This is a genomic window from Endozoicomonas sp. (genome assembly GCF_965196975.1).
Lineage (GTDB): Bacteria > Pseudomonadota > Gammaproteobacteria > Pseudomonadales > Endozoicomonadaceae > Endozoicomonas.
This window is the reverse complement of the sequence record NZ_OZ239981.1, coordinates 1,437,675-1,456,790: the sequence shown is the minus strand read 5'-3', so window position 1 is coordinate 1,456,790 and position 19,116 is coordinate 1,437,675. Positions and strand designations below refer to the sequence as shown.

Here is a 19,116-nt window from a genome sequence, read left to right as displayed (position 1 = left end):
AAAAGAGAGTTAGATTTCCCCTTCATTATGCAGGTCAATAATATCGCTCTCAGCCTGGCGACTGTCATCATTCCGACTGGAAGCCAGCTGCTCCAGATAATGATCATCAATATTACCGGCCACATAGCAACCATCAAACACCGAGCAATCGAAATCTTCTATGGCCGGGTTAAGAGAGGAAACCGCTTTCTTAAGGTCTTCCAAGTCCTGAAAAATCAGCTTATCGGCACCAATCAGTTCACAAACCTCCTGATCAGTACGACCATGGGCAATCAGCTCTTCCCGGGTAGGCATGTCGATACCGTATACATTGGGGTAACGAATGGCCGGAGCCGCTGAACAGAAATATACCTTATTTGCTCCTGCATCTCTGGCCATCTCAATGATCTGCTCACAGGTCGTTCCACGGACAATGGAATCATCTACCAGAAGCACATTCTTGCCCGCAAACTCCTGATCAATGGCATTCAGCTTCTGGCGAACAGATTTCTTGCGAATGGCCTGACCGGGCATGATAAAGGTTCGGCCAATATAGCGGTTTTTAACAAAACCTTCCCGGTAAGGCAGGCCCAGACGGGTTGCCATCTCAAGAGCAGAGTTTCGGCTGGTATCCGGAATGGGCATCACCACATCAATATCATGATCTGGCCATTCACGGAGAATTTTATTGGCCAGCGTCTGCCCCATGCGCAAACGGGACTGATAGACAAAAATACCATCTACACTGGAGTCCGGTCTGGCGAGATAGACATACTCGAACATGCAGGGAGTGAGTTTACCCGGAACACACTGGAATGTATGAAGCTGACGTTGCTCATCAATATAAATGGCTTCCCCCGGGGCTACATCACCAATCAGCTCAAAGTCAAGGGCATCAAGTGCCACCGATTCGGAGGCCAGCATATACTCAGTACCGTTCTCAGTTTCCCGCTTACCATATACCAGCGGCCGAATACCATGAGGATCCCGGAAACCGACCATACCATGACCATTAATCAAGGCCACAACAGCAAAGCCACCTTCACAGCGCTGGTAAACACCTGTCACCGCATTAAAAACATCTTCTGCCTGTGGCTTATGTTTGCCCTCTTTCGCCAGCTCATGAGCGAAAACATTCAGCAGAATTTCAGAGTCGGAGTGGGTATTAATGTGGCGAAGGTCACTTTCAAACAGCGACTGTTTTATATCATCCGCATTGGTAAGGTTGCCGTTATGGGCTAAAGCGATGCCATAAGGGGAATTTACATAGAACGGCTGGGCTTCTGCTGAACTGGAAGTACCTGCAGTCGGGTATCGAACATGCCCAAGGCCTGAACTACCACTGAGGCGCTTCATGTGACGAGTACGAAAGACATCCTTCACCAAGCCGTTATCTTTGCGCAGGAAAAAACGGCCATCATCAAGAGTCACCATCCCCGCAGCGTCCTGCCCCCTGTGTTGCAGCACAGTCAGCGCATCGAACAACAGTTGGTTAACATTCACCGTTGCCGAAATACCGACAATTCCACACATGTACTCATCCTCAGGATTGATCAGCTAAATTGTATGTTCAGCCCAGCGACTGGGGATTACTGCCTGTTCAGTCGAATTTGCCTGTTCCCTGAACAATGAGGCAGCTTACCAGCCGGACAACTGTAAAGGCTTGAATCATACGCTATTTAGCAGGCTAACTGGAACAGTAGATGGTAAAAGGCCGGATAAAGTTCAAAGTTAACCGGCCTTGTACTGAGGAAAGGAGGGAAAAATATGAGGAATGCATTACGGACAGAGGAAGGTGAAACTAGCTTTGCATCAGAGGCCCCATAAGATCGACTACGGTTTGCTTGGACCAGTCTGCCAACAACATAAAATGGGGTAAAAATACAGACTGCTTCCAGGCCGGATCTTGTTCCAATGGCGCGAGTGTCAGCAGACCTACGAGAATCGTGACCAACAGACAGCCCCGCAACCCACCAAAAGCCATGCCCAGAATACGGTCAGTACCCGACAGCCCTGTCACCTGAACCAGTTCAGCGATAATACGATTAACCAGCGCACCAACCATCAACGTTGCAACAAACAACAAGGCACAAGCCGCCATGACTCGAACCGACGGGGTTGCAATGTAATCAGTCAATCGCTCTGACAGGGCTCCACCAAAAGACCAGGCAACAAAAATAGCTGCCAGCCAGGTCAGCAGAGAGAGAATCTCTTTAAAAAAACCGCGCTTTAAGCTGACAAGCGCGGAGATGATAACAATACCGGCGATCAGCCAGTCGATCCAAGTGAAAGTCAACTGAAAAGCCCTAAATTAACAAGCGTGATGATTCTTAAAAAAGTTTACTTTTAAGTTAGACTCTTCCATAAGTATCCTCAAAACGAATAATATCATCTTCTCCTAGATAGCCCCCACTCTGGACTTCTATCAACTCAAGATCAAACTTTCCCGGATTCTCCAGCCTGTGCAAAGCACCAATTGGTATATAAACAGATTGATTCTCTGTCAGTAAGAGTTCATCACCATTTACCTCCACCAAAGCTGTTCCCTTCACCACTATCCAGTGTTCTGCACGGTGAAAGTGCTTTTGTAATGAAAGCTTGGCACCAGGCTTCACAGTAATACGCTTAACCTGAAATCTGTCACCAGCATCAATTGAATCATAAGCCCCCCAAGGGCGATAAACCTTCCGGTGCAGACTCACCTCTGGCCGCCCTTCGGCTTTCAGCTGCTCAACCACCTTCTTGACGTCCTGTACGCGGTCTTTATGAGCCACCAGAATGGCATCATCACTTTCAACCACCACCAGCTCATCCACACCGACGGTGGCAATCAGTTTTTTATCACTGCGCACATAGGTGTTGCGGGTATCGTGCAGCAGCACATCACCCTGCACTGCATTTCCCAGTTCATCCTTTTCAGAAATATCCGCCAGAGAAGACCAGGAACCCACATCAGACCAACCGGCATCCAGAGGCATAACAACGGCAGCCGTCGTTTTTTCCATCACCGCGTAGTCAATGGAATCATCCGGACAGGCCTTAAAAGCTTCTTCATCAAGGCGGACAAAATCCAGATCCTGATTCTGCACCGCCATCGCCTTTTCACAGGCTTCCAGAATATCCGGCCGGAACTGCTTCAACTCTTCCAGATAGCGGGATGCCTTAAACAGAAACATTCCCGAGTTCCAGTAATAATCTCCGGAAGCCAGATACCCCTGAGCCGTCTCCAGATCCGGCTTCTCAACAAATTCCTGAACAGCAAAAACCTGTTCTTCGCTTGTCTTTTCCTTGCATATCTTTTCTTTGTGGGCTTTGTGATCTCTGTGGTTAAACGCTTTTATATAACCGTACCCCGTTTCCGGATGAGTAGGCACAATACCGAACGTCACCAGCTTACCTTCCATCGCCGCCGGCAACGCCGCCTCAACCGCCCGGTGAAACGCCTTTTCGTCCTGAATCACATGATCCGCCGCCAACACCAACAAAACAGACTCTTCTTTATAAAGAGCCTTTTCTTTGTGCTCTGTGCGACCACCAAGGACGGTGGAAGTGTCTGTTTTGCATGGAGCATTAACAGACCGACCACCAGGGATGGTGGAAGTGCCGGTGTTGTCGGGAACAATCACCGGCTCTTTGTGTTTAAGCGCTTTTAAAGCTGCCAAAGCAACCGCAGGAGCAGTATTCCGCCCCACCGGCTCCAGAATAATCGCCTCAGCACTGCGCCCCATCTGGCGAAGCTGTTCTGCCACCAGAAAACGATGATCCTCATTGGCAATCACCACGGGAGCACCCACCGCATCCAGGCCATCCAGTCGGGCTACTGTGTTCTGCAACATGGTCTGTTCATTGACCAGTGGCAGAAACTGCTTCGGATTCAGAGATCTGGACTGAGGCCAGAGGCGGCTGCCAGAACCGCCAGACATGATTACGGGAATTAAATTCATAGGTTTCTTTTTTGAACCACAGAGAGCACAAAGTTCACTAAGGCAAAGATAAGCTTTTTCTTTCTTTGCTGGCTTTGTGGTTCAATCATTTAAAAAATAATCTTTAGTGTGTTGATGAACCTGCTCGGAAGACAACAGCTGCTCAACGGTAAACCAGTGATAGTCACAATGCTGATCATCCGGCAGCTGCCCGGGCACAATATCCAGCGTCAGTTCATACCCTAACACAACATAATGGGTAGAGAAGTCACGACCGGAAAAGTTATCGTCATAAAAGTGCTGATAGACGCCCAGGAAACGGGCCTGTTCCAGCGTCGCTTCAACACCCAGCTCACCAGAAACCAGGCGGTGAAAGGCATCAGCCATCCGCTCATCTTTGCGGATACGGCCACCCGGTACAAACCAGTAACCCTGGGCCGGACGGTTATTCCTCAGGCCCAGCAGCACCTCACTTGCCTGATTACGAACCACAAGGTCGATTGAAACCAGCGGTGTTGAGGCAACAACCGTTTTAAAAGTCTCGAACTCAAGCATGTTAAAAGCCCTTTCAACCACAAGCTCACAGAGGAAAAGGACAGATTTTTGTTTAACCACAAAGAGCACAAAGTCCACAAAGAAAGAAAAAAGAGAAAAAAGCCTTCTCTTTTCCTCAGTGAACTTTGTGCGACAGCCAAGGATGGCGGAAGTGTTGGTAATGCAGGAGCAATGACCAGTGCCCTTTGTGGTTCCAAGCTTATAAACCACAGAGAATACAAAGCTCACAAAGAAAAAAGGTAACTATTCAGCACCCTTCATATAAATCTGGAATTTTCTGATTTTTCGACCATCATCTTATACTCAATTTTTCTAACAAATCTCCAGTATGGAACCAGACTTCCCAGCTACTCCGTTTACCGAAGCTCTCCTTAAAGAGAATGAAGAGCTTCGGACCGAGAATGCGCTTTTACGGGAACGTTGCAGCGAACTGGAAGAAAGGGTTAATAAAAACAGTCAAAACAGTAGTAAGCCACCATCGTCAGATGGTTATCAAAAGCCCAGTAAAAAAGGGAGTGATAAAGGTGATACATCTTCCAAAGAAGCCCCCTGCTCCTCACAGGAAACACCGAACCCCAAAAGCCTTAGACCATCTTCAGGCAATAAACCAGGTGGCCAGAAAGGTCATCAAGGCTCTTGTTTGAGACGTGTCGCCTTACCCGATTATGTCAGGCATCTGAAGGTTGAAAAATGTTGCTGTTGCCAGTCTTCGCTTATCGATATTAAACCCACCAAATACATTGAGCGACAGGTTTTTGATCCAGGTAGACCCGGAGAATTTGAAGTTACCGCGTACTGGGCAGACGTTAAAGTATGTCCTTGTGGTAAACGGAACACCGCTGAGTTTCCCCAAGGAGTGAAAGCCGCTGCTCAATACGGAGAAGTGACTCAGGCAATGGCTGTTCATTTAAACCAGTATCACTTCATCCCATATCACCGGGTGTCTGAGTATTTCAATACTATTTATTGCATGAGTGTCAGCGCAGGCTCTGTTGCCAATTTTGTTGCCTATACCCATGAGAACCTGGCCTCTACTGAGCAGAGTATCCGCGATGCTTTACAAGAAAGTCCGGTTGCAGGAGCGGATGAAACTGGCATGCGGGTTGACGGTTCACTGTGGTGGTTACACATTATGCGAGATGACCAATGGACGCTTTACTACCTCTCAGAAAGGCGAGGTTGTGAAGCAATGGATGCAATGGGCATCCTGCTGACTTTTGCAGGCATTCTGGTTCACGATCATTGGAAGTCCTACTTTGCCTATGCGGCAGTGCATGTGCTTTGTAATGCCCATCATCTGAGAGAGCTTCAGGGAGTTGTCGATAGGGATGCGAATAAGCTGGCTCTGCGGCTGATGAAATTGCTTACGCTCTCCTGGCACTTCTGCAAGAAATACAAAGCAGCCGGTCTGACTCAAATGCCTGGTGCAATACAGCTTCGCATTGAGACGATATACGACCAAATCCTTCAAAGGGCTCTCACGAAGGAAACCGCTTATATGGAAAAACAACGACAGGTGCTTGGACGTAAGAAGGTCAGGAATACCAAGGCCTACAACCTGTTCAAAAGGCTTATTGAGTTTAAGGTTGAAACGTTGCGCTTCATGTCGGACTTTTCAATTCCCTTCGATAACAATGGCAGTGAACGTGATGCCAGGATGGCCAAACTTAAGCAGAAGATCTCAGGCTGCTTCAGAAGCGAAGACGGAGGTACCATGTTTACCCGAATCCGAAGCTATTTATCATCTGCTAAAAAGCAGGGGTTGAACATATTTCAGGCGCTTCTTAAAGCGGTTCGAAATTACAACAATACGCCTTTGCTGGGTGCTGAATAGTTACGAAAAAAGCTTATCTTTTCCTTTGTGAACTTTGTGCCCTTTGTGGTTCAAAAATCTTACCTTTTCCTTAGTGAGCTTTGTGCGACAGCCAAGGATGGCGGAAGTGTTGGTAATGCAGGAGCAATTACCAGTGCTCTCTGTGGTTCCAATAATCAAACTGACCGCAGCTCAGCTGCATTTTCCAGAAACCACCGATAAGTCTCTGCCAGGCCTTCCTGCAAAGAAATCAATGCCTTCCAGCCCAACCGCTCCAGGCGGGAAACATCCATCAGCTTGCGCGGTGTGCCATCAGGCTTGGTGGTATCAAACACCAGTTCGCCTTCGAGGCCGATCACCTGCTTCATGGTCTCTGCCAGCTCGCGGATCGTACAGTCCACGCCAGTGCCCACATTAATGTGCGACATCATTGGGTCTGTATGCTCGCTGTAAATCGCCTTGTCTAGGTTCATCACATGCACACAGGCTGCGGCCATATCATCCACATGAAGAAACTCACGCATTGGTTTACCCGTACCCCAGACCACCACTTCTTTATCACCACGGAGCCTGGCTTCATGAAAGCGACGCATCATCGCCGGGATCACATGACTGTTTTCCGGGTGGAAATTATCATTCTCGCCATAAAGATTGGTGGGCATGACAGAGCGGTAATCCACACCGTACTGACGGTTATAGGATTCACACAGCTTGATACCGGCAATCTTGGCAATGGCGTAAGGTTCATTGGTTGGCTCAAGATGGCCATTCAACAATTCACTCTCCACCATCGGCTGTTGCGCCAGTTTCGGATAAATACAGCTGGACCCCAGGAACAACAGCTGACGTACACCAGCCTGAAATGCCTGATGGATAATATTGCACTCCATCATCAGGTTTTCATAAATAAACTCGGCCGGATAGATGTTATTGGCATGAATGCCACCCACTTTGGCTGCAGCCAGATAAACCTGGTCAATCTGCTCAGCCTGGAAAAATTCCGCCACCGCCTGCTGGCTGATCAGATCCAGCTCACTGCGACTACGAGTGACCAGTTCAATATCAGCCTGTTCTGAGAGCTGACGAACAATAGCCGAACCCACCATTCCATTATGCCCGGCAATAAAAACTTTCTTCATAGCAACCTTAAAAGCTGTGAACCACAGAGGGCACAAAGAACACTAAGAAAATCAAAAGCCTTTTTAATAAGGACTCTGACCAAAAACGTTTAATCTTTCCCTTTGTGCGCTTTGTGAACTTTGTAAAATTCTCTTCATATCAACCTTTAAAAGCGTTGAACCACAGAAAGCACAAAGAGCACTAAGACAATCAAGAGCCTTTTAATAAGGGCTCTTTTACCAAAAATCTTTTAATCTTTTCCTTTGTGCGCTTTGTGCTCTCTGTGGTTCAAAAAAATCTTATTCCCGCGACACCTTCACATCGTAGCCATGCTCTTTCAACAAAGCATGCTGCTTGGCCTTGACCAGATCGTACTCAACCATCTCGGCCACCATCTCTTCCAGCGTGGTGGTCGGCTCCCAGCCCAGTTTGGCCTTCGCATTGGAGGGGTCACCCAGCAGGGTTTCCACTTCTGCCGGGCGGAAGTAACGGGGGTCAACCGCCACCACCTGCTGGCCAACGGTCAGTGCCGGGGCGTTATCACTGTCGATACGCTCAACGTAGGCGCACTCATCCACGCCTGTACCTTCCCAACGCAGCTCTACTCCAATGGCCTTGGCGGTGAAATCCACAAACTGTCGTACAGAGTACTGAACACCGGTCGCAATCACAAAATCTTCCGGCTGTTCCTGCTGCAGCATCAGCCACTGCATCTCGACATAATCACGGGCATGGCCCCAGTCGCGCAGGGCATCCATATTGCCCAGGTACAGGCAGCTGTCCAACCCCTGGGCAATATTGCTCAGGCCACGGGTAATCTTGCGGGTAACAAAGGTTTCACCACGACGCGGAGACTCATGGTTAAACAGAATACCGTTACAGGCATACATGCCATAGGATTCGCGATAGTTAACGGTGATCCAATAGGCGTACATTTTGGCCACCGCGTAAGGTGAGCGCGGGTAGAACGGTGTGGTTTCCTTCTGGGGAATCTCCTGCACCAGACCATACAGCTCAGAAGTAGAGGCCTGGTAAAAACGGGTTTTCTTCTCCAATCCTAAAAAGCGGATCGCCTCCAGCAGACGGAGAGTACCCAGGGCATCCACATCGGCCGTGTATTCCGGAGACTCAAACGAGACCGCCACATGGGACTGTGCTGCCAGGTTATACACCTCATCCGGCTGCACTTCACTGATAATGCGGGTCAGGTTAGAACTGTCGCTCAGATCACCATAGTGCAGTTTAAACTGGGCATTTTGAACATGGGGATCTTCATAAATATGATCCACACGCTCGGTATTAAAGGAAGATGCACGACGCTTAATACCATGCACCTCATAGCCTTTTTTCAAAAGAAACTCAGCAAGATAAGACCCATCCTGACCGGTGACACCAGTAATTAGAGCAACTTTTCTAGACATGATGTATCAACCAACGTAAACAAGAAATTATATGAGCAGCTTTCCATTGAAAGACTAGCGAGAAAAAAACTGTGGAATCTTACTAAAATTCTTCATCAACAGAGTATTAATACCACCGATATTATGGTGTTTTATAACCTGATAATCTTCCTGACTTTTTAGTAACATATTACCTAATGAGCGGTTAGAAATACCACCTACTCTCATACGCACTAGAACTTCTGGTATATAACGAACGTGAATATCTGGTGTGAGAAGATAGCGCAACATTGAATCATAATCAGCAGAGATACGATATTGCAAATCAAATCCACCATACTTCTCATAGAACCTACGTTTCATATAAAACGTAGGATGAGGTGGCATCCAACCTTTGGAAAGCATATTTTGATCAAATTCATTACTTCGCCAATAGCGAACTATTTGATTTGTATTTTCCTTTTCAACATAGATAAGGTCACCATAAACAGCATCAATACTACTATCATCAAAACTATCTTTTATCCTAAGTAAAGAAGAATGATCAAAAAAAAGATCATCGGAATGCATAAAGCCAATAACGTCACCAGTTGCTAGGGCAATACCTTTGTTCAAGGCATCATAAATTCCATTGTCTGGCTCGCTTATTAAAACACTGATATGCTCAGAAAACTCTTGTAATATATTGATTGTGTTATCCGTTGAAGCCCCATCGATAATGATTATTTCGATATTTTTATAAGCTTGACTAATAATTGATTCCAAGGTGCTTCTGAGTGTATGCTGATTATTATAAACGGCTGTAATAATAGATATTTTCAATTTAGAACACATCCGAACAACTAACCTTCTAAATCCATGGAAATATTAAACATTTTAACTGCAACTGAATTCCAGTCAGCAGGCAGGTAATCCAGTTGCTCTTGCCAGTCTGGCCACCAACCTTCATCAAGCTTATGCTTTAATATAACGATAGCTTCAAGAAGAGACATAACATTATTATCTTGAAAATAGATTGCCATATCACCACATAACATTCTGGCATATGGGAGATCTGGACAAACTATTGGTATTCCACAATACATCGCCTCAATTAAAGGAAAACCAAAACTTTCCTCCTGAGAAAGAAAAATTAATGCATCTGACTCTTTATAAAAAGATACCATTTTATCTGGTGCAATTAATCCAACACATTGAATAGCAGGCCAATCCAAATTAGGGCTGCAGAATGAATCAATCGTTAAAGTTATGTTCTCAACAGGCCAGCAATGGAAATCTTCAGCATTGACGTTCGAAAGCAAGCGGTGATTTTTATGAGGATATGACGCTGCTGGATAGAAAAGCCTTAGACCTCCAGAAGTACAGCGTCCAACCCTAAATACATCAGAGTGGATTAGCCAGCCTGGTACAGGTTGAGGGACTACTGAAACTCGACCTTTGACAACAGGATAGAAAGACTCAAGCCTCTCTTTCATCACCTCTGTTTGCACTATATAGTGTTTGACATATTTATGATTAAGTAAAAAAATGGACTGAGCAACTGAATACTTTAAATAATCAAAGTTAATTAGTGAAGGTTTATGATTACGAACCAGATTGGATGTCTGGACAAACAGTGTTTGCGAGGCGTTAGTTCGTAGTGGCAAATCACCAAGTACTAATAATTTACTATTATCTGGTAATTTGAAAGAAGAAAAAAAACACTCAAAAAATCGAGAGATAAATTTAGGCAGTCTTCGACGTACGTTAACAACACGTACTTGATTACTTTTCCATTTAAAGTCACTCAGTTCACCACGATCAGGCAAAATTACAGTGGTTGTATGCTCGGATATACGAAGCAATTCCGGCAATAAAGACTTGACTAACTGAACAGCCCCTGTCCCAATAACATTGCTCAGATGAAGATAAAGTTCTCCAGATTCTGATTCATACTTTTCCATATAATATTCTCACAGATCCTTATATGAGCTAATCTGAAAACTATCTTTTTCAGCAAGATGACTGTATATATCCTTTGAAAGTAACTCGTAACCTTTTTCTGAAATAGAGCTGAGTAAGCCATGAATACTTTTGTAATCTGGCTCAACGACGTAGCCATTGATACCATGGTTAATTAATTCTGCTCCTCCACAGTGACTTGAAACTATCACAGGAACATTAAAGTACAATGATTCTTCAATAACCAAGCCCCATGGTTCACGTAGACTCGGCAAAATAAGAAAATCATATTCGCAGAATAAAAAAGATAGGTCTTTATTATCTATATGTTCTCTAATTTCAACATTATTTGTCTTTATTTTGGACAGGTATGAACTGAGTGGACCATTCCCAATCAAAGTTAAACTACTACAAGGGAGATCCTTGAAAACCTTTAGTAATTCAAATAAATTTTTTTCCGGTGACAGTCGACCTAGAAATAGAAACCGTCCCTGATAACGATCTCTGTGTTTGCGATTGTTACCAACATCAGGTTTATTAATAATCCCAACACCCTTAGTTATCCTGACATCGCCTTTATAACCAAGATGAAAAAGTAACTCTTTATGCAAATTGCCAGAGGCAAGAACCCGAGCAACTCTTGATAAGAAAACTCTTTTTATTATACCCTTGAACCCTGAAGAAGCACTCTCATAGACAGTGGATTCAAGAGCAAGGTTATTCTTATTTTTTTTATTAATAAAAACAAGAAACCAAAACTCTGGTAAATCCCAGCCGCTAACCAGTAATTGATTAAACGACAGAGTTTTAACCAAAGAATAGAGATTAATAAGACTTTTTATCTTGGGCCTACGTTCAAATTCACCATCGAATAAGAAAACATGATCAAAATTAAAATCATTACTGACAAAATCACTGGTTCGACAACTAGATTGATGCCCAACAAAAACAACCATTATTTTACTATTTTTTGAAATTTCTTTATACAGGTTAACCTTATAGAAGGCTGGAAGGTGAGTTACGATTAATATGTCATACATACTTTAAAAAACCATTTGTTCCAAACTTACTTCTTATGAAAACAAAAAATGCTATAAAAACCAGACTTAACAAAAGATGAACAAGCCAAAATCCATCTGCGATCTTCATTGCTAGTAAATAACCAATATTATTGGTATAAGTATGAAATGCGAATATAAACAGAAAATAAGGTGATATAAAATCAATAAAACAACGTTTATCTTCAAAATACCCAGATAACAATCTCCCAAGACAAACAAGAAAAACAATAACACTGAGCGCCCATACGACATTAACCAAGGGATGACTATAATTTAGTCTAGCCATATCAAGAGCAGGGACTCCCCAAAAATAAAAAATAAAAACAATTAATAAAACTGAAAAAAACAAAATAAAATTGACACTAAAATAATTAATCCATCGTTTATATAAAATGCCAAGTGAAACCCAGAAAGCAGCATTTAGAGCAATATCAATCGAGAAAGGAAGATCAACATTAAAGCTTAACGTAAATATTAATATTGATAAAGCCGGAAAAAAATACAAAGCATCCTTACAAATATACATCAGAAGATTGACTATTATTTTTGCAAAAAACAAAGCGCTCAGAAACCATAATACAAACCCGTAATGATTAGACAGTGACTCAATACTCATATCGTACAGAACACCTCGAATCTCATAAAAATAATCTAACCCCCTCCTATTTAACAGCGTCCGTTTAATACTTTCAGCAAGTAACGCCAATAATGAAAATACATAAAATGGAATCATAAGATTTTTGAAATCTTTGATAATTCTGCATTTAAGCTCAGTCATATTTGTCAGTTTTTTCATAAACAGACCTGACAAAAAGAAAAAGAATGGCATATGCCATGAGTATATAAAACCAGAAAATGGGCTGGCAATATGCCCTAGAATAACAAAAAAAAGTCCAGTTAATTTAAGGATATCTACCCATAACAGGCGATCAGCAGTCATTATTTTATCGACTCAATATTTTTTTAACGTGAAACTTAAAAAGAATCCATTGATTGATCAGTGACAGAATGATTTCTTTAGCTATCATATTTTTTCGTTTAATAAGATCATATTCTGCTAATACCTCTAACTCTCTCTTATTTCCAATACCGTCTGCTCTCCATCTTGCAACGACAATATCTTTTGTTACAACTTCAGGAAATTTTTTATAGGCTCTAAGAAGGTGTTCATAATCCATACAGAAAGTATTTTTTACATCAAAGAGACCATAATCAATAAATAAATTCCTGTGAGTAAATAGGCCTTGATGGGGAAGAGACATTCGAAACAGAAGGCTGCTTTTGTAAAACTTCTTTTGTTTTTTTGAAAAATACAAGTGTTCCCCCTTATCACTTACTCTTTCAATTCTGCCAGAAATCAACATAACCTTTCTAGGATCAACAGACTTCATCAATCTCTCAATAACGTCATCAGCAACAAAACCATCCCCATCACCCTGGAAGTTTATATAGTCTCCACTCGAAGCAAGTATACCTTTGTTGAAGGCATCAGATATACCTCCATCCTTTTCGCTCACCCAGTAACTGATATAATTTTCATATTTTTTTATAATATTAACGGTACTATCAGTTGACCCACCATCGATAACAATGTATTCAATGTTACGATAAGTTTGGTTAATAACACTCAGAATAGTTTCTTCAATGAAACGTTCTCCATTAAATACAGCAGTAATAATAGTAACCATTGGAGTTTGATTTTTCTCTGAAAAATCAAGACTGCCAGCACACTTATCAGACTTGAGCATAAGAAAATCTTGAACTTAAAACGCTTTTTCAAAAACCATAATTTTATTGGCACTTTGCAATCTTTTTTCAACCATTTTTTTATTCCGGATAAAGATTGTATTACCAGATTCTGAATTTTTATTCGCCATATGAATCAGTTTACGATTTATTGGATCATATGAGTAAGTATCAAAACCATAACCATGCATTAACCTTACAATAGCAGACTCATCAAAACCATAATAGGTACCACTACCATTCAACTCCATGATAACAGCCTGCAGGGAGTCCTTTTTCAGGATTTCGCAGGCGCCATCCAACACAAGTGTCTCATACCCCTCAACATCAATCTTCATCAGAAATGGTGACTGATCAGCCAAGACAGCATCTAAGGAAGTAACATCAACTAAGATTGAGTTTTCATTGGTTTCATTATCAGCTAATGCATGGTTCATTGTGTCATTATCGCAAGTGAATGCAATATGACCTTGTACTGAAGCAACACCTTTGTTGATTAGATTAACTTTATTATTCAAATTATTAATCCATATGTTTTGTTGCAAACGTTTAAAGGTGCTTGGTACTGGCTCAAATGACACACTATTTGCTCCAGCAACACCACTAGCCAGAAGCGTATATGAACCAACATTCGAGCCTACATCAATAAACAAATCCTCACTTTTTAATACGTGAAGCAGAAAACTCATCTCTTCAAATTCATGAAGCCCTGTATATATGTTTCCCGTTAGCCCTGTTTCACCATTTCTTACAATAAATTTTACACCGCTGATCCATTCATAAACAACTGCCCCAGGGACAAGCCTACTGCCAATTTGCCACCGTAAGAAACGCATTATTGGTTTTATTTTCTGGCCATTATTAACAGGATGATCCAAAATAAACTTTAAAATCTTGAGAAAGGGCATACTATACCTTTGATCGAAAAATATTTCACAAATAAACTTTTATTTAAACATAAAAGGCAATCACTTAATTCCATTATTATTACTAACCATAGCGGAGCTATTATGTGGAAGCTGTAATTCACAAGGCCAATATAGTGTTGACTTTTTACATGGTACTTTTTATATAAAGCAGAATTCATTATTGCAAGCTTACTCTAATCTCGTTTTTTTAAGAACAAGCCTATAAATGAAATCGTTATGAACATCCTGGAAAAATCTGATGAAGCGTATGACTCCCCTTTCATAGTTGCTATTAAAAACACTGAAATAAAAAGAGATAAAATCATTACGAACTGTTTTTTTGACTGTGCAAGAAATCTTGAGGCAGAAACAAACAATAAATAATAAAGATACATCAATAGGAATAATAGCCCTAGCCCTCCTTGCTGTAATAATCTGATAAACCCGATATCAGAATAGCATTGCGAATCTAAACTACAGACATGGCCACCACCAAAGACCCAGCCGAAGAAACTCTCAGGCCAGTGTAGCATTAAGTTTAGGTCACTAATTGTTGTCAGCTCTTCAGGCTCATTGTTGAAAAACTGAGTCACACCAGTCACCCACCACCTAATCAGTACGGCTGATTCCAATCTTATCTCTAATATCAAAAAGATAATGATAAAAAAAACAGCTAGTAGTCCCAAAAAAAAGTACGCTTTTAATCTGGAAATTCTTATTGATAATGTACAAGTCTGGATAATTGCAAAAATAATTGGAATGCATCCAATTCTTCCATTAAGTAAGGAAATAAAAAAACCCATTAATAATAAAAGAGAGATCGTAATAGTATTATTGTAATTCCAGCCAATAATACATAATGCTGAAGCTAACCCTGCGGCCATCGGCAGCCCATAGAGATGATGCTGGCTTAGACCATAGCCACGAAAAGAAAGGGCATTCTGAAATGCTTCACCTTCATATGTCAAATGATTATAGAGTAAACTTAGCAACCAAGAGCGCTGCTCAGGAAAAACAAACATCAAAATAGAAAGTAAAGCTTGAAAAAATAAGAATATAAACAAAATTTTGTAGCAATCATCCGGAGTTTTAACATATTTGAAATGATACAAAATAACTGCGATCAAAAATCCTTCAATCAGAGGCCTAATGAATTTCAAAGTTAATTCAATACTTCCTCCCGAAATAACAATCGCATAAATAATTAAAAGTGCAATTCCATAAAACTCTTTACTCGAATAAGGGAGTTTAAGAAAAATAGCAACAAAAATTGAAAAAATGAAGTAGAATAGCTGTATTGAAATAGGCAGTGTATTAGCAACACTTACCCCAAAAATAAAAATAAGAGCTGGTATAAATACTCTTAAACCAAGTACTCCATTGTTTTCTCCTAATAACATAAAGAGCTTCATTTAGAGAAAATTATTTTTATCAACACCCAGTAAAATCGATAATCACCTAATGCAAATCCTGCCGATTTCCAATAACTAAATGCTTTAGATTTGTTAACCCGTGAAAGCATGAGTGCATTTCGAAGCGACCACTCTCTTAAAACCTCTTTCTTGTTTCTAATACCATCAGAATAATATTGTACGATTTTGAAGTGACTATCTAACACTTTTTCATTGTAAAGCATGTGTGTATTTGTATGATGATGCCGGTAATATGTGAGCTTCTTTTTTATAACCTTTGCATAGCCACCATCTTTTAATAATTGCAACCACAACGCCAAGTCTTCCACATAAAACTCAGGATTTATCTCGCCCGTCGTATCGAAATCTTTTTTTTTGAACATAACTGATGCAGGCGGTAGATCAGCCTTCATTAATACATCGATAAAAGCATATTTTTCTATATCCCGTGTAGAATATTCAATTTCACAAATAATATTTGAATTTGAGTCAATTGCAAAGCCTTCTGTAAAGAGTATCTTTAGATTATCATCAGCTTCAAATACTTCCACCTGCTCTTTGATTTTATCAATATGAAAATAATCATCAGATGCACAGACGGCAATATATTTACCTGAGGCAAGACCTATTCCAGTATTTAATGAATCAATTATTCCCTTATTCTTACTTTTTCTAAAAACATGAATTTTTTCTGAAGCAGCTAACGTAGATACATATTCAGAAGTACCATCACTTGAATTATCATCGACAATAATCAGTTCAATATTCCGGTAGGTTTGACTCATAATAGAAGCAATAGTTTGCCCTATATAATCTAAATGATTGTATGAGGGGACAATAACAGAAACTAAAGGCTGACTCTCTACCACAGTTTTTTTCCTGCACTATAACAATAAAACACTATTAATCACGTACAACGTTACGTAAATTAAAAAAAACAAAAAGAAAATAAAAAAGATAATTTAACAGGTAAGAAATAGTAACACCCTGCAGACCAAACTCTTGAATGAAGCAGTAAGACAATCCTACAAAGCTTAGTGCACCACCCAATTCTGTTAGAACAAACCATTTTGTAGCGCCCTTCGCTAACATAGGAAATGCGTACAGCCATGCAACCACCTTTACAGTATCACCCAATAGCTGAATAGCGAATAAATCACGGGCAGGACTGAAGCTTTCAGTGAAAAGTAGTGTTATCACCAAGTCTCTGAGTAGATAAATGCTAACCGCCAAAAGCATGACCACCGGCAAGACTATTTTAAGTGTGCTCTGAATTTCTTGTCTGATCGATGAATAACCATTTAGTTGAGATAGTCTTGGCAAAAAGTAGGTACTAAGCGCCATCGTAATAACACCAAGATATACCTCTGAAATTTTCCAAACTGCCTGCCAATAACCAGCGTGCTCCCAACCCACTCTTGCAACCAAGAAATTACGAATCAGTAATAGAGCAACCGGAAAAGTTATACTAGAGGTTAGGGCCATTAGTACATAACTACCAATAGCCTTCCGTTGTACATTTCCTGACTTTCCTAGCCACAGTGAAAATCTGAACCAGGGTTGATTGAAGGAGAAAACTGTTAGTACAAATCCAATCAGTCCCATTTGAATGGCTGCCGCCAATAGTGCACCTGACAAACCCTCTATTAAAATCAAAAACACCATCACTGAGCTTGAAGCTACAGTTGCCAAGGCACCCATAACTACATAACGTCGATATTGCTGCTGACCATTGATCACTGAGGTAATCAACGTTCCAATTGCCGAGAAGGGTAATACCAGAACAGTTATGTAGATTAACCAGTAGTATTCAGTGCTTTCAAATAGCCAATAAGAAAGATGTCTGGCAAATATGATACCTGAGGGAATTAGAATGACAGCAAAAAGTAATATCCATTCACTGGCAGCCTTCCACCAAGGAGAGCATGCCTCGAAGCCCTCCCTATAATTTTCAGCAGTATACCGAACGATGCCACTTCCCACCGGTGCACTCATAATTCCTGAAAGGGAACTAACAACGTTCTGTATTTGGCCAAGCATTGCCATTCCAGTTGGACCGGTATAAATAGCAACGACTTTAGCGATTAAAAACCCCGTCATCATCCTGAACAGAGTCAGCAATCCTGTCAGAAAGGTAATCTTCAGTAAACGCTTCATCCCTTAAACCCATTAAGTGCGTCAACTACTAAGTTCACTTCATTGTCATTAAGTACTGGACTTATTGGGATACTTAGTACTTCTTGGTGCAACTGCTCTGATAGAGGATACGATTGCTTGTTCCAACTACTGTAGGCTGGTTGATGATGGGGCGGTGTAGGGTAATGTACAAGTGTACTAATTTCTTTATCTTGTAAATAAGATAATAAAGCATGCCTATTGCTGCTGCGAATCACATAGAGGTGCCACACATGTGTCTCAGGGCTTGTAAGATGGGGCAGCATGACCAATGGGTTTTTTATTTTGTCTGAATATTGTTTGGCAATCCACTGCCGTGCCGCCGTTTCTATGTCAAGATAACGAAGCTTCACTCTTAGCATCGCCGCTTGAATTTCGTCTAAACGGCTATTAACACCACGATAAAGGTTTTTATACTTTTCATGCGATCCGTAGTTACGAATAGCTCTTATGGCGACTGCCAGATCTTGGTCAGAGGTAGTTACAGCACCAGCATCACCCAGTGCTCCCAGGTTTTTACCTGGATAGAAACTAAAACCAGCTGCATCTCCGAGACTCCCAACCTTCTTCCCTTTATATATTGCACCATGAGCCTGAGCACAGTCTTCAATCACTTTCAGTTCATACTTTTTGGCTATGGTATTAATCTCTTCCATGGCAGTTACCTGACCATAGAGGTGAACAGTCAGGATAGCTTTTGTTTTTTCAGTAATATGCTGTTCTATCAGTGACGGGTTGAGGTTATAGGTTCGTAGATCAGGCTCCACAAGTACTGGTTTCAGACCATTTTCAGATATTGCTAAAATTGAAGCAATATAGGTATTTGCAGGCACAATGACTTCATCACCCTCTGCCATAATACCCAACTCCTTATAGGCTCGAAGTATCAGTACTAATGCATCAAGACCATTAGCCACTCCTAGGCAATATTCCGCTTGACAGTACTTGGCAAACTCTTTTTCAAATTGCTCGACTTCATTCCCAAGAACATACCAGCCTGAATCGATAACACGCGTAGTCGCTTCAATCAGTTCTTCACGGTATTGAGCATTGATTGCTTGTAAATCCAAAAATGGAATCACTG

17 protein-coding genes are annotated in these 19,116 nt (G+C 41.6%); 1 reads left to right on the top strand and 16 read right to left on the bottom strand.

All coding sequences use genetic code 11. From position 1 onward, the window contains the following. Positions 1-9: 9 nt before the first annotated feature. From purF to ACOCLE_RS06305, 4 genes are all read right to left on the bottom strand, one after another. Positions 10-1,512, bottom strand: a complete 1,503-nt coding sequence (gene purF, locus ACOCLE_RS06320; protein ID WP_419535987.1) for an amidophosphoribosyltransferase — start codon at positions 1,510-1,512, stop codon at positions 10-12. A 268-nt stretch (positions 1,513-1,780) separates the two neighbouring features. Further along, the gene (locus tag ACOCLE_RS06315) at positions 1,781-2,275 is read right to left on the bottom strand and encodes a CvpA family protein (RefSeq protein WP_419535986.1); all 495 of its coding nucleotides are present in this window, start codon (positions 2,273-2,275) and stop codon (positions 1,781-1,783) included. Between the two features lie 55 nt (positions 2,276-2,330). Continuing rightward, positions 2,331-3,923, bottom strand: a complete 1,593-nt coding sequence (locus ACOCLE_RS06310) for a mannose-1-phosphate guanylyltransferase/mannose-6-phosphate isomerase (RefSeq protein WP_419535985.1) — start codon at positions 3,921-3,923, stop codon at positions 2,331-2,333. Positions 3,924-4,004: 81 nt separating this feature from the next. After that, entirely contained in the window at positions 4,005-4,457 is a 453-nt protein-coding gene (locus ACOCLE_RS06305; protein WP_419535984.1) for a GDP-mannose mannosyl hydrolase, read from the bottom strand. Between the two features lie 328 nt (positions 4,458-4,785). On the opposite strand from ACOCLE_RS06305, the gene tnpC reads away from it, so the two are divergent. After that, complete coding sequence (gene tnpC / locus ACOCLE_RS06300) at positions 4,786-6,291, top strand: IS66 family transposase (protein WP_419532963.1); 1,506 nt, start codon at positions 4,786-4,788, stop codon at positions 6,289-6,291. Between the two features lie 155 nt (positions 6,292-6,446). Here tnpC and fcl read toward each other — a convergent pair whose 3' ends face one another. The 12 genes from fcl to ACOCLE_RS06240 all read right to left on the bottom strand — a co-directional run bounded on the left by fcl (position 6,447) and on the right by ACOCLE_RS06240 (position 19,114). Further along, positions 6,447-7,409, bottom strand: a complete 963-nt coding sequence (gene fcl, locus ACOCLE_RS06295) for a GDP-L-fucose synthase (RefSeq protein ID WP_419535983.1) — start codon at positions 7,407-7,409, stop codon at positions 6,447-6,449. 279 nt (positions 7,410-7,688) lie between these two features. After that, positions 7,689-8,810 carry a GDP-mannose 4,6-dehydratase gene (gene gmd, locus ACOCLE_RS06290; RefSeq protein WP_419535982.1) on the bottom strand — a complete coding sequence of 374 codons (1,122 nt, stop codon included), beginning with the start codon at positions 8,808-8,810 and terminating at the stop codon, positions 7,689-7,691. A 54-nt stretch (positions 8,811-8,864) separates the two neighbouring features. Next, entirely contained in the window at positions 8,865-9,611 is a 747-nt protein-coding gene (locus ACOCLE_RS06285; protein WP_419535981.1) for a glycosyltransferase family 2 protein, read from the bottom strand. Between the two features lie 20 nt (positions 9,612-9,631). Next, entirely contained in the window at positions 9,632-10,732 is a 1,101-nt protein-coding gene (locus ACOCLE_RS06280) for a glycosyltransferase (protein ID WP_419535980.1), read from the bottom strand. Between the two features lie 9 nt (positions 10,733-10,741). Then, a complete protein-coding gene (locus ACOCLE_RS06275; RefSeq protein ID WP_419535979.1) occupies positions 10,742-11,770 on the bottom strand; it encodes a glycosyltransferase in 1,029 nt (342 codons plus the stop codon). Beyond that, positions 11,763-12,731, bottom strand: coding sequence for an acyltransferase family protein (locus ACOCLE_RS06270; RefSeq protein WP_419535978.1), 969 nt, complete (start codon positions 12,729-12,731; stop codon positions 11,763-11,765). Before ACOCLE_RS06270 ends, ACOCLE_RS06275 begins: the two co-directional genes overlap by 8 nt. A 4-nt stretch (positions 12,732-12,735) precedes the next feature. Next, positions 12,736-13,539, bottom strand: coding sequence for a glycosyltransferase family 2 protein (locus ACOCLE_RS06265; protein WP_419535977.1), 804 nt, complete (start codon positions 13,537-13,539; stop codon positions 12,736-12,738). Positions 13,540-13,554: 15 nt separating this feature from the next. Beyond that, a complete protein-coding gene (locus ACOCLE_RS06260; protein ID WP_419535976.1) occupies positions 13,555-14,445 on the bottom strand; it encodes an FkbM family methyltransferase in 891 nt (296 codons plus the stop codon). Positions 14,446-14,639: 194 nt separating this feature from the next. Further along, positions 14,640-15,857, bottom strand: a complete 1,218-nt coding sequence (locus tag ACOCLE_RS06255) for a hypothetical protein (protein ID WP_419535975.1) — start codon at positions 15,855-15,857, stop codon at positions 14,640-14,642. Next, positions 15,854-16,726 (bottom strand): glycosyltransferase family 2 protein, encoded by an 873-nt coding sequence (locus ACOCLE_RS06250; RefSeq protein ID WP_419535974.1) that lies wholly within the window; start codon positions 16,724-16,726, stop codon positions 15,854-15,856. The genes ACOCLE_RS06255 and ACOCLE_RS06250 overlap by 4 nt, the downstream gene beginning before the upstream one ends. 34 nt (positions 16,727-16,760) lie before the next feature. Beyond that, positions 16,761-18,014 (bottom strand): O-antigen translocase, encoded by a 1,254-nt coding sequence (locus tag ACOCLE_RS06245; protein WP_419535973.1) that lies wholly within the window; start codon positions 18,012-18,014, stop codon positions 16,761-16,763. After that, positions 18,011-19,114 carry a DegT/DnrJ/EryC1/StrS family aminotransferase gene (locus ACOCLE_RS06240; protein ID WP_419535972.1) on the bottom strand — a complete coding sequence of 368 codons (1,104 nt, stop codon included), beginning with the start codon at positions 19,112-19,114 and terminating at the stop codon, positions 18,011-18,013. Before ACOCLE_RS06240 ends, ACOCLE_RS06245 begins: the two co-directional genes overlap by 4 nt. Positions 19,115-19,116 lie beyond the last annotated feature (2 nt).